The organism is Paenibacillus sp. J31TS4, assembly GCF_018403265.1.
Lineage (GTDB): Bacteria > Bacillota > Bacilli > Paenibacillales > NBRC-103111 > J31TS4.
Genome location: NZ_BOSI01000001.1, coordinates 243,213 through 255,546, shown reverse-complemented (window position 1 = coordinate 255,546; position 12,334 = coordinate 243,213). Strand labels below are relative to the sequence as shown.

The 12,334-nt window shown below is 58.5% G+C and carries 11 protein-coding genes; 2 read left to right on the top strand and 9 right to left on the bottom strand.

What is annotated here, in order from left to right; genetic code table 11:
* Nucleotides 1-22: 22 nt before the first annotated feature.
* On the bottom strand, nt 23-1,747 hold the full coding sequence (locus KJS47_RS01205; protein WP_213522081.1) for a M3 family oligoendopeptidase: 1,725 nt from the start codon (nt 1,745-1,747) through the stop codon (nt 23-25).
* A 231-nt stretch (nt 1,748-1,978) separates the two neighbouring features.
* Here KJS47_RS01205 and KJS47_RS01200 point away from each other — a divergent pair, with 231 nt between their 5' ends.
* On the top strand, nt 1,979-2,482 hold the full coding sequence (locus KJS47_RS01200; RefSeq protein ID WP_213522079.1) for a cysteine dioxygenase: 504 nt from the start codon (nt 1,979-1,981) through the stop codon (nt 2,480-2,482).
* A gap of 93 nt (nt 2,483-2,575) precedes the next feature.
* On the opposite strand, the gene KJS47_RS01195 is transcribed toward KJS47_RS01200, so the two are convergent.
* Entirely contained in the window at nt 2,576-5,788 is a 3,213-nt protein-coding gene (locus tag KJS47_RS01195; protein WP_213522077.1) for a PAS domain S-box protein, read from the bottom strand.
* Nucleotides 5,789-5,936: 148 nt separating this feature from the next.
* Between KJS47_RS01195 and KJS47_RS01190 the strand changes: the two genes are divergently transcribed.
* Nucleotides 5,937-6,179 (top strand): hypothetical protein, encoded by a 243-nt coding sequence (locus KJS47_RS01190; RefSeq protein WP_213522075.1) that lies wholly within the window; start codon nt 5,937-5,939, stop codon nt 6,177-6,179.
* A gap of 225 nt (nt 6,180-6,404) precedes the next feature.
* On the opposite strand, the gene KJS47_RS01185 is transcribed toward KJS47_RS01190, so the two are convergent.
* The 7 genes from KJS47_RS01185 to KJS47_RS01155 form a co-directional block, all read right to left on the bottom strand.
* Nucleotides 6,405-7,172 carry a YheC/YheD family protein gene (locus tag KJS47_RS01185; RefSeq protein WP_213522072.1) on the bottom strand — a complete coding sequence of 256 codons (768 nt, stop codon included), beginning with the start codon at nt 7,170-7,172 and terminating at the stop codon, nt 6,405-6,407.
* Between the two features lie 250 nt (nt 7,173-7,422).
* Nucleotides 7,423-7,995 (bottom strand): hypothetical protein, encoded by a 573-nt coding sequence (locus tag KJS47_RS01180; protein ID WP_213522070.1) that lies wholly within the window; start codon nt 7,993-7,995, stop codon nt 7,423-7,425.
* A 31-nt stretch (nt 7,996-8,026) separates the two neighbouring features.
* Entirely contained in the window at nt 8,027-8,563 is a 537-nt protein-coding gene (locus tag KJS47_RS01175; RefSeq protein WP_213522068.1) for an NAD(P)H-dependent oxidoreductase, read from the bottom strand.
* Nucleotides 8,564-8,619: 56 nt separating this feature from the next.
* Nucleotides 8,620-10,260, bottom strand: coding sequence for a DHA2 family efflux MFS transporter permease subunit (locus KJS47_RS01170; protein WP_213522066.1), 1,641 nt, complete (start codon nt 10,258-10,260; stop codon nt 8,620-8,622).
* A 14-nt stretch (nt 10,261-10,274) separates the two neighbouring features.
* Nucleotides 10,275-10,928, bottom strand: coding sequence for an HlyD family secretion protein (locus KJS47_RS01165; protein WP_213522064.1), 654 nt, complete (start codon nt 10,926-10,928; stop codon nt 10,275-10,277).
* The gene (locus KJS47_RS01160; RefSeq protein WP_213522062.1) at nt 10,928-11,386 is read right to left on the bottom strand and encodes a MarR family winged helix-turn-helix transcriptional regulator; all 459 of its coding nucleotides are present in this window, start codon (nt 11,384-11,386) and stop codon (nt 10,928-10,930) included. Before KJS47_RS01160 ends, KJS47_RS01165 begins: the two co-directional genes overlap by 1 nt.
* Nucleotides 11,387-11,781: 395 nt before the next feature.
* Complete coding sequence (locus KJS47_RS01155; RefSeq protein ID WP_213522060.1) at nt 11,782-12,276, bottom strand: MarR family winged helix-turn-helix transcriptional regulator; 495 nt, start codon at nt 12,274-12,276, stop codon at nt 11,782-11,784.
* Between the last annotated feature and the right edge of the window lie 58 nt (nt 12,277-12,334).

Here is a 12,334-nt window from a genome sequence, read left to right as displayed (position 1 = left end):
TCGCGTTCCTCCAATTTCCTCACTAGTCTTGCTCCGGCTGCTTGGGAGCGCCGGTCAACATGCTCTCGTCCACCTGCCCGAGCCATGCTTCGAGATCACCCATCACCGCACGGATACAGCCGTCCTCGAACGGAGACGTCAGATTCGCCAGGCTGACCAGCTCGAGGAAGCTCTTGCTGCCCGCCGCCTGGCAGAGCCGGACGTAGTCCGACCAGGCCGACTCGCGGTTCTGCTCGGCTTTTTGCCAGAATTGAAAAGCGCAGACCTGCGCCAGCGTGTAATCGATGTAATAGAACGGGCTGCGGAAGATATGCGACTGCTGCATCCAGTAGCCGCCTCTCTCCAGGAACGGCATGCCGGCGTAATCAAGGTGCGGCAGATACCGTTTCTCGATTTGGCGCCACGCGGCCTTCCGCTCAGCGGGTGAAGCTTCCGCGTGCTCGTAGACCCAATGCTGGTATTCATCTACCGCGACGCCATAAGGAATAAAGGTGAGCTGCTCTGTTAAATGAGCGTACCGGCTCTTGTCCGCCTCATCGCCATAGAACAGCTCCATCCACGGCCAGGTGAAAAATTCCATGCTCATGGAATGGATCTCCGCCGCCTCCATGGTCGGGAATATGTACTCCGGCAAGCCGAACCGGCCGCCGAACGAGGCCTGGAAGGCATGGCCGGCTTCGTGCGTAAGCACCCGCACATCTGCTGCCGTTCCGTTAAAGTTCGAATAAATGAAGGGAGCTCCGAACTTGACGAGGTAATCGCAAAATCCGCCGGTCGCCTTGCCCTTCTTGCTCACCAAATCCATCAGGCCCCGGTCGACCATGTCGTGGAAAAAGGCCGATGTCTCGGGAGACAGCTCGTCATACATCTGAACGGCCTGCGCAAGAATCCAATCGGCGTCGCCGCGCGGTGCCGGATTGCCGCTCGGAAACTCGAATTTGTCGTCGTAATACGTGAGCGACTCGACGCCGATCCGGTCCGCCTGCCGCCGTTTGATGCTTGAGGCGACCGGCACGATCGTCTCTTCGACCTGCTTCCGGAAGGAGGCTACCTCGTCCGGTCCGTAATCCGAGCGATTCAGCCGGTCGTATGCCAGCTCGACATAACTCGGATACCCCAGCTTCGCCGCCATCCGCGCGCGTACTTTTACCAGCTTGTCGTAGATGTCGTCCAGCTCTTCCTCATGTTCCTCGAAGAACCGATACTTCGCATCGGCTGCCTGCTTGCGCACGTCGCGGTTCGGCGACAGCTGGTAGCGGGCGAGCTGAGGGAGGGTTCGCTCCTCCCCGTCGAACACGATTCTGGCGGAGGCGATCCGCTTGGTATACGCACTCGTCAGCCGGTTCTCCTCTCGCAGCTCCTCCATAATGTCGGGAGAAAACGTACCGATCTCGAGCCGCGCTGTATCGAACAGCCGCTTGCCGAATTGCCGCTCCATCGCTTCCCAGTAGGGGGTTGCGAGCAATGCTCGGTAGTAGTCGTTCAGGAGTCCCTCATAGCGAGGATGAGAATCGTCGAAGAACTGCTGTTCTTCCTTGTAGAAAGCATCCTCGGTGTCGACCCGGTGACGGATGACGGCCAGAGAGCCCATCGACTCGTATTCGCTGCGAAGGTCATTGAGCGCGTGCAGCGCGCTCCCCTGCTCTTCGGCGCTGCCGGCTTGGCGGAACACCTCCAGCCGCTGCCGGAACACGGATTCAAATTCGTCCATATGCGGACGGATGTACGGAAATTCGCTAAACTTCATTGGTTGGATTCCTCCTAAGATGAGATTGCCGGGAAGGCATGGGGATGCGGGATCGAAAATTCGCCTATTTTTCCGTCAGAAGGGTTTCCCTATGGTTCCCAAAGCATGTCCGATGAATAGAATAAGGCATCGCATCCGGCAGTTGTGCCGCATCTATAAGAAAATCTGATAGCTGGCCGCCATTCCGGTTATGAGCAAGAAATAAGGCCATGCAAAGAAAGGGAGTAGAATATGTTCAAGCAAGCTGTCCCATTCAAACAAGCGGTCGAGCAGGCGTTCGAGGGAATGCGCACGCCCACTCTCTACGAGCTGAAGAACAGGCTGGCCTCGCTGGCCTGCACATCCGCAAGCATAGAGCCGTACGTGACGGAGCCCGAGGCGCTTCCTTACGGCAGGAACACCCTTTATGTATCCGACGAGGTGGAAGTGGTCGTCATTCATCTGCCCCCGGGCGCCGAGACGCCGATCCACGATCATGCCGATTCCATCGGCTGCGCGCAGGTCATTCGCGGAACGATCGCCAATCAGCTGTACCGGGTCGGGCGATACGGCTTCGCCCATGAACGGGGCACGGTCGATTGTCCGGCCGGCGAGTATCTGTTTGCCGGCAAAGGGCAAGTGCACGCGCTCGCCAATCGGGAGGACACTCCCGCAGTTTCGCTGCATGTCTATTCGCCGCCGCTGGCCGAGACGCGACGCTACAAGCCCGTCCCACCGCTCGACTATGTCATCTGAGCGAGTGGAAGAGCCGCCGGAAGGGCCGCCCCTATGGAGCGGCCCTTCCTCATGCTCTCTCCCGCTTAAGGGGCTGAATCGGCAAGTCCTTCGTCATTCCTCCTGGCGGCGCAGCGAATCTAGCTCCTGTTCCAGCTCTTCGAGAGCGACTCTCGTCTTCTCAAACGTATGCTGGAGAATCGGCAGAAGGCCGTACAGCGCCTCCAAATCGCCCTCATTGGCCCTCACCTCGGCCTGACCGCTGACAAGAGCCAATGAGCGGGCGCCCAGATTTGAGCTGGCCCCCTTCAGCTCATGTGCCAGCCGGACCAGAAGATCGGTTCGGCCCTCCTCGACGGATGTCTTCATCTCCTCAAGCAGCTGCTCAGTACGTGTCTCGAACAGCGTCTGCAGCTCCCGCAGGAAAGAGGCGTCTCCCTGCCCGAACAAGGCAATCTCGTTCAGATGGCCCCGGTCGATCAGCTCCCCGTCCTCCTCTCGGGCTGGCGGGATTACTGCGTTCTCTCCCGCAGCGCTGACTTCAGCATCGTACCGGGCAGCCTGCAGCCCGCCGCCGCGGTTCGCGTCATCCTTCCCTGCGCAGAGGAGACGACGTTCGGAAACGGACCCTATTCGTTCGATGACCTCGCTCACGTCGGCCAGCCGGATCGGCTTGGTCAGGAATTCACTCATGCCGGCGGAGAAGCAGGCCTCCTTATCCTCCGGACGTACATTCGCCGTCACGGCGATCAGGACGGGCATCCGTCCCGGTCCCAGCCGTTCCCTCACTCTCGCCGCCGCTTCCAGCCCGTTAAGCACCGGCATTTGCACGTCGAGAAAGGCGGCGTCGTAACGGCCTGTGGCGAGCGCCTCATAAGCCTCTTGGCCGTTCACCGCCGCATCCGGTTCGTAACCGAGCTTCTCCAGTATGCGGATCAGCAGCTTGCGGTTGGCCGGATGATCCTCGGCGACCAGGAGCCGCATCGGCAGCCGCTTGGCCGTCCCCCCGTCCAGCTGAGCCGTACGCTTATCGGGCTCGAACGGCCTGCGTCCGGACAGGAATAGATCCGACAGACAAGAGATCAGCTGATTCGCATGCACCGGCTTTACCAGGACGGAGGCTGGCAGGCCGACATGATCATGCTCCACCGGCTCCATCCCGATCGAAACCAGCTGGACGAAGCGCAGCTCCGGGTGCCGGGAGATGCCGGTCAGCCGGTTGATCGCCCCGCTCCCCTGCTCCCCGTTCCAATCAAACAGGAGCAAATCCAGCCCCTCCTCGCTCTGGAGACAGGCCTCCGCCTCCTCGACCGTCGAAGCCGTATACACCTCAAGCTGCAGTTTGCGCAGCAGGAGCCGGATCGCATGCCGCTTGGTCCGGTTGCCGTCAAGGAGAAGAACACGGCGCCCGCGCAGCGCGGCTGCCTGCGACTGTGCTTCGGCGGACTCCTGAAGGTCCGGCGCTTGCGCTGTCCAGATATGGAACCGGAACGTGGAGCCTACGCCTTCTACGCTCTCGACTCCGATTCCTCCTCCCATTAGCTCGGTTAGCTGCCGGCAGATCGCGAGGCCGAGGCCGGTGCCTCCGTATTGCCGGTTCACCTCGGGATGCACCTGGGAGAACGACTGGAACAAGAGACCGATCTTATCGGCCGGAATTCCGATCCCGGTATCTCTCAAGCTGAACTGCAGGAGGAAGCAGCCATCTTCCGCCTCCTTGCTTCGGTCGACCTCGAGCAGAATCTCCCCGCTTTCCGTGAACTTGATGGCGTTGCCGATCAAATTGACAAGCAGCTGCCGCAGCCGGTCCGCGTCTCCCATCAGATAGACGGGAACGGCCGGACCGATCGAATAGATCAGCTCAATGCCCTTTTCCGCCGCACGGAGCGCGAACGAATCGATGACCTCCTGGACGCAAGAATAAAAATCAAACGGCTCCCAGGCGACGGCCAGCTTGCCGGATTCGATCTTGGTGAAATCGAGGATGTCGTTCACGATCCCAAGGAGCGAATGGCTGCTCCGCTCAATCACTTCTGCGTACTCCTGCTGCTCCTCGGTCAGCTCCGTCTCCATGAGCATTTCGGTCATTCCGATAATGCCGTTCATCGGGGTGCGGATTTCGTGGCTCATCATCGCAAGAAAATCGCTCTTCGCCTGGGTCGCCCGTTCGGCGCTCTCCTTGGCCCGCCTCATCTCGTTCTCCTGGGTCAGGTCGAGGAAGGTGACGACGGCCCCGGTCAGCTCACCCTGCTCCCGAATCGGATGGATGCGGCAGGACACTGGCAGGAGTCCCCCGTCCCGTCCGCAAAATTCGGTATCGGCGAGCTGCCGGGGCAGGCCGTCCGCCAGTGTGCGGGCAAGCTCCGCCGCCGCTTCGCCTCCCGGTGGCACGACCGTGCCGGCTTCCCGCCCAAGCAGGTCCTCCTGCTCCCAGCCAAGCAGATCGGCTCCAGTCGGATTCAGGAAGCGGATCCAACCGTCCCGGTCGATGCCGAATATGCCTTCGCCCACCGAGCCTAGAATAAGCGCATTCTGGTAGTTGAGCTGCTCGATCTCCTCCAGATAGCGGCGGCGCTCGGTAATATCCCGCGACACGGCCACGAGCTCAACCGTCTCGCCGGTCCGCTCGTCGATGACAGAATGAACCGTCGTTTCGAACCAGAGGAAACTGCCGTCCTTGCGAAGCACCCGGTAGGTCAGCGTGTGCTCGTGACGATCCGCCAAGCGGTACCGGATGAGCGCCTTCCGGTCTTCCGGATGGATGAACGCAAGCGTGCTGGCGCCAACCATCTCCTCCGGCTCGTAGCCGAGGAGCCTGCGGCAGACCGGGGAAGCGTATCGGATGGTGCCCACCGAATCCGGGGACAGCCGGGTGAGAAAATCAAGCGAATGCTCCGTCAGAAGGCGGTACTTCTCCTCTTTCTCCCGCAGCCGATCCTCCATCCGCTTCTTATCCGTAATATCTCGGGCGATTCCATAAACGCCGGCGACCCGCCCTTCCCGGCAGATCGGTATGTATAGAAGCTGAACTTCAATCCGATAGCCGTCCTTATGATAGAAGGCCGTTTCGAACTGCTGGTTTGCTCCTTCAAGCGCCGCCCGTAGACGGGACTCGCGATGGGCAGACTCCTCCGGCACCAGCAGCCGGTGAGCCGTTCGTTCGTTCAACTCTTCAAGCGTATAACCTGTAAGCCCTTTCATGGAAGGGTTCATATCAAGATAGCGCCCTTCCCGGTCGATCAGGTAGATGGCGTCCGGATGATGGTCGAACAGTGACTTGTAGACGCCGCTTTCCGTGATGGAATGGCCGATAAACCCGTCCTGCATCCGTATCCTCCTCCTGCGCTTGGGATCGTTTGCTTTAACTATACACCAATTGGTGAAATTTGTTTTCATTTTGTTGCCGTTCTTTAATCCTATTTTAATATACGTAATTTATACTATTTTCATATAACGCGAATAGGAGGTAGTTCGAATGAAAACCATCATCCAATTCAGTGATCAACAAATACCCGTATATATTATCGATAATAAGGGGAAAAAGCCCAACAATAAGCTGATCGATACGCTAGTCGATATTCTGGACCGGAAAATCAAGACCGGCAAACGGACCGTCAAAAAATTCCTCGATACGCTCGACAGCATCGAAATCGTCGGCAGCGACGCCATTCTGTACTCCAAGAAGTGGACGGACACGCTAGCCCTCTCCCTGTTCTAAAACGGCCGCCTGGCAGGAGGCCCCTACATAAAGCTCCCCGTCCCCCCGTCTCCTTGCGGGCAGGCGCCCGGCTCCGCCGGAAGCCCTCTCCCAAGCCAACAAGCCGCCGGCATCGTCCTTTGGACGACCGGCGGCTTGTTGGCTTCTGGGCAGCTGCTTCGTCGTTGCCACGGGAATGACGAAGTCCCACTCCCGTCTAGCGGGTTGCTCGGGCAGCGCTCGCTATCACGTATCGTGTCTTGCCGCCTTGCGATGGGCTCTTACGTAACGGATGACCCGGTGAAAGACGGATTTGTCCTTCAGCTTCTTGAAGATGTATGGATCCGGTTTCGTATTGACTTCAATAATCCAGGGCCGAAGCTCCCTATCCAGTGCTACGTCCACGCCGATTGCTGTCACCTTCGGGTAGCCTTTGCCGATATAGCTGGCGATGGCGTGACCGAACTTCTCCAGCTTTTCCACCGTCTCTTCCAGCCTCTCCTCCTCGATATGCGGCTTGAGCGGAATCCTCACGTCGATAGGAGTCCCGCCGCTGTGATAGTTCGTCACGACCTTGCCGGGATAGGCGATCCGTGCGATAATCCCCGTGTTCTCCCATTCCCCTTTCAGATTCTTCTGAATCATCACCCGGATATCGAACGGCCTCTTGTCGTAACGCAGCAGCCGGATCCCGCGCTGCACCAGATGCCTCCGCGAGGCGAGGCGCTTCGCCAGCGAACGATACAGCTCCTCGTAGGAGGAAAACGTCCGTTTCTGCTTGCCGACCTGATACGAATAGCGTCCTCCCCGGGAGACGCGCACCTTCAGGACGCCGTGTCCTCCCGTCCCGTTATTCGGCTTGACATAGACCATGCGGTATTTGTCAAGAAACCAGAGAAGCTCCTCCTTTGTCGCGGAAGCCGTGTCGGGGACGTGCAGACTCAATTCGGCATGGTCAAGCAAATATTTGGCTTTGCCTAATTTGGTATTTGGCCTGATGTTTCGAGCTTCCATGGCAGCCTCCCGTACCGGTTTACTATTATGTATGAAGCGGTCGGCCGGTTTGCTACGCCTTTTCCCGCCGGGAGGATTGGCACTCTGCCCCGTCGAACGCCCGCGATCCGGCTCGAGCTCTGCGCTTCCCCGGGAAATGGCACACTCATTTCGGGCTCCGGCCCTGAGGCGGCCAGACATGACGAAAGCCGAACGCGACAATCTCGCGTCCGGCTGCCGCCGTCTCCTCCTTGCCGGAGGCTGGTTTTCTTTAATCCTGATTCTTTTTCTCGCGGGAACGGCTCATGGTGCGCAGCATGTCCCGATAGTCATGATCGCTGTACGCCTCCGCTTGCTGCGGATCCGCCGCTTTTGATGCGGGACGGAGCGCTTCGCGCAGCGCTTTTCGGTAGGCCTCGTCGTCCGCCTCTTCGGCTCCGGCTTCCGGTCTATTGGCCGGTGGAGCGACCGATCCGCGGGCAGGACGGGATGTCGTCTCGCCTGGGGGAGAAGGCAAGGGCGCTTCGGTCGGAGCGGGCGCCGGTTCAGCGTCCGCTCGGCTCGCAGGGGGCGCGTCGGTGACTCGCCCGCCATTCTCTTGCCGAGTTTCCGCCTGGCGAACCGTCACCTCCGGTTCTGCACCCGGTTGTGCGGCAGCACGAGCTGCCGGTGCCGCTTGGCCGGTTGCGGAAGTCCGCGTTTCCGAGGAAGCTCCGCTTTGCTGCGCGGCCTTCCCCTGATCATCGGGGCGATCCTTACGGCCCACCTTGGCCATTCTCAGGTTCAGCGGAATCAGTACGACGAGCGCCACCAAAAGAGCGACGAGCAGGATGACAATCTCCATCTCGTTTCCTCCTCTCTGCTTCAGGCGCCGATCAGGCTAGCTTGCCGGCAATCTCCGCTACGCGGCGGCCAAGCGCCCGACCGAGCGCGAGATCCGATTCGGTCGGCAGATTGGGCGGTGCGTCCGCGCTTTCTTCGACCGGGCAAGTAATGCCGCAGCCGTAATACGAGCCATACATGACGTTTTCCGGGATATTCCCCGGCAAACCTACGATAATCATGCCGTTGTGCAGCATCGGCGTAATCAGGTTCCACAGCGTCATCTCGATGCCGCCATGAACGGTCGCTGTCGTACAGAAGGCGGCCCCTACTTTGCCGATCAGCTTTCCTTTCGCCCACGTGTAACCCAGCTTGTCGATCCACGTTTTGAGGCCGGCGCTGATCGTGCCGAAGTGCCCGGGGCAGCCCCAGATGATCGCATCCACGTCATCGAGTTCGCGCACCTGCGCATCCCGGACATGCCGGAGCAGCACCTCCGCCCCGTCGACCTGTCCGGCTCCTTCCGCAACGGACTTGGCCAGCACTTCGGTGTGGCCGTTCTCGCTGTCATAGACGACATAAATTTTCATGTAAGCAACGTCCTTTCTAATCTTGAATCAAACGGATGCCGCTGCTCGGCGGGAGGCTATTTGCCGCCCGTCCGAACCTCGGTCACCGGAACCGCCTTTTTCACGGCCGCTTCGACGACGCGCGTCGCGTTCTGTCCATGGGGCACGCGCCGGAAGAACAGCGAGCCGATGAGCGCGAGGATCGTCAGCCCGGTCGCCACCACGAAGGCGTCGTTGATGCCCTGAATGGTGGACATTTTGGTCGCAAGGCCATTCAGGATCGAGATGGCATAGGCATGCCCCTGCTCGACCGATCCGCCGAGCTTGGCGCCGAATGCCGCGCTGAGCGACTGGAACGAGTCGTACAGGCTCGGGTTGGTCGACGTGACGGTGTTCTGGTATTCCCCCATATGATACGTTGTCCGTCTTGTCATAACCGTAACCAGAACGGCGGTCCCGATCGACGAGGCGATCTGCCGCGCAGTATTCGAGGCGGCCGTCCCGTGGCTTGCCAGCTCCCGCGGAATCTGGTTCAAGCCTGTCGTCATGATGGTCATCGAGATGAACGACATGCCGAACATGCGGAACGTGTACAGCCACATAAGCGTCGAATAAGTCGTGTCGGCATTCAGCTTGGTGAACTCCCACGTCGTTATGGCGGTAATGCCGAGGCCGATGATGGCGAGCGGCTTGATCCCGAACTTGTCGAACAGTGCCCCGGAAATCGGAGACATGATCCCCATCAAGAGCGCGCCGGGCAGCATCAGCAGACCCGCCTCGAGAGGCGAGTAGCCCCGAATGTTCTGCACATAGATCGGCACGAGAATCGTCGCGCCGAACATCGCCATGTTGACGATGCAGCTGATCGCTGCACTGAGGGAGAACATACTGTACTTAAATACCCGCAAATCGAGCAGCGGCTTGTCTGTTGTCAGCTCTCTTGCGATGAACAAGAGGACAAAGACGACGCCGAGCACGATGGTGGTCAGCACGATGGGATCGGTCCACCCCTTGCTGCCGGCCTCGCTGATTCCGTACAGCAGGGAGCCGAAGCCGATCGTCGAGGCGAGAAAGCCGGGCATATCGAAGCTCGGCTTCGTCTGCTTTGTTACATTTTTCAAGAAGAAAACAGCCAGTATAATATCGAGGATGGCGATAGGCAGCGCCACATAGAACAGCAGCCGCCAGCTAAAGTGCTCGATAATCCAGCCCGACAGCGTCGGACCGATCGCCGGGGCGAAGAACATCGCGATGCCGATGGTGCCCATCGCTCTGCCGCGTACCTCCGGCGGATAGATGTTCAGAATGACCGTCATCATGAGCGGCATCATGATCCCCGCGCCGAGGCCCTGGATGACCCGCCCGATCATCATGACTGCGAATGAAGGCGAGAAGGCGCAGATCAAGCTGCCGACCGTAAAGGACGTCATGGCCGATAAAAACAGCTGCCTTGTCGTGAACGTCCCGATCAAAAATGCCGAGATCGGAATGACGATGCCGTTGACCAGCATGAACCCGGTCGACAGCCATTGGATCGTGCTGGCCGACGTGTTGAAGTCGTTCATCAGGTGCGGAATCGCTACGTTCAGCAGCGTTTGGTTCAAGATGGTGACGAAGGCGCCGAGCAGAAAGATACCAAGCACCCATCCGCGGTGGATCGGTGTCTCTTTTTCTTCGCGCTCCGGCTCCACAACGATTAATGCTTTGCTCTCAGACAACTAACGTCGCCTCCTTACCTGTGGATGCGCACCTCTGCGCTCATGCCGGGAACGAGGCCGGCTCCCTGGCTGTCGGACAATGTAATCTTGACCGGTACAACCTGTGTAACTTTGGTATAGTTGCCGCTCGTATTCCCGCTCGGCAGGAGCGAGAACGTGCCGGCTGTGGCGAGCCCGATCTGCTCGACGGTCCCGGTGAACGTCTGGTTCGGCACAGCGTCCACGTACACGTCAACGGTCTGGCCGACTTTCACGTTCTTCAGTTCGGTTTCCTTAATGTTCGCGTTCACCCAGAGGTTGCTCATGTTATAGGCATACCCGAGCGGCGTTCCCGGAGAAACGATCTCGTTCGAATAAGCGCCGGTCTGCACAAGCGTCCCGTCGGTCGGCATAGTAACGTTGACCGAGCCCGAGCCGCCGGTGGCTGCCGCGGATTCCACCGTACCAATCACGTCGCCGGATTTGTAGACGGTACCTGGCTTCCCCTTCCAATCGGTTAGACGTCCTGTTGCCGGAGCCGTGATGGTCATCTGCTGACCGGTAATCTGGGCGTTGTTCGTCTTCACATACGTGGTGGACTGGTTGTAATAGTAATAGCCGAGGAACCCGGCAATCAGAATGACAAAAATTATGACAAGATTCATGACAAAAATACGCATCGAACCCATTAAAAGGTTCCCTCCTCTTCTTTGCCTAAATTGGCGATCATTTTTTGGTGCAGGGCAAGCAATGTGTCCAGCTCCTCCTGCGGTAAATTCAACATGCTGTCAATGCGCTTCATAAGGCGCGACTCGGGACCGAGGCTCTCGCTCCGCTTCTCTTCTCCCCGCTTCGTTAGACTGACGAAAACCATCCGGCGGTCGTGCTCGCACCGCCTGCGGGTAACGAATCCCTGCTGGACCAGCTGGTCGACACCTCCGCTGACCGCGGCGTTCGAGAGGACGAGCTGATCGGCCAAATCCGATACGCTTCTCTCTCCTCCCTGCTCGAGAGCATCCAGCAGCAGGATTTGCAGAGCAGTCAAATGCAGTGCCTCCGCCTCCGTTCGAAACAGATGTTTCATCGTCTGGTTGATTTCCCGGAACGAGTAGAGCACTGGATGAACGTTCTCCTTATGCGTAGACATGCCGCAAGCTTCTACCCCCTTCATTGCTATGCTGATTATTTAGTACTAAATATTTTCATAACGAATATTATGCAAGGTTCTCTTCAAACATGCAACCCCCACCATAACCTACCAAAGCTCCCTTATCGTTCCTGCCGTTCAGGAGCCGCGTAGTTTCCCTTGGTTCCTAGCATCCTCTTCGTCACGCTCGCTCATACGCCCCATTCTCCAGTCTCAGGTCTGCCCCTTCCCCGGTTTCAGCCGCCGAACAACGGGACGACAGGGATGACCTGAGCCGTATGGCTTCCCAGGAACAGCAAAAAGGCCGTCCTCGGAGAGGACGGCATCGTAACTACGATTCTGATAAGCGATTCCGTCTAGCTTGTACCGTCTGCCGTTAAGGCGCGGACAATGGTTCAGGAATCCTTATTGTTTTGTAATTTGTTCATTTCCTCCAGCGTCATGTCGTTGCATTGCCTGAGGAAACCCAGCAGAAGTTCCAGTTCCTGCTCATTATACTGGGCGAGGATGTTGTACGTCGACAGCATAACCGATTGGAACATGGGCGCAATTGAAGAAGAACCCTCGGGGGCAGGCTTGACGACAACGCGTCTTCGGTCCTTCGGATCTTTATCCCTGACGACATAGCCGGCCTTCTCCAGGCGGTCGATCACGCTGGTCACCGCGCCTGTAGTCAGACCAGTCAGCTGCGCCAATTGTCCCGCGGTTACCGGACCAGAGCGGGTTAGAAAATCGAGGCATTTATGATCCGTGGCGTTTAAGCCCAATTTTTCGGATATCAGTTGATGCAGCATGACGGCTCTCGCACTGTTCAGCCGCAGCTCGTGAAGCATAGCCTCCTGTGACGGCGTAAAACCGGGCACGTCAGAAGGAAAGTTTTCCCTTGACATAAGGAAACCTCCGGATTATGATGAATTTATCTTAATCTATTAAGATATTCGATGAATC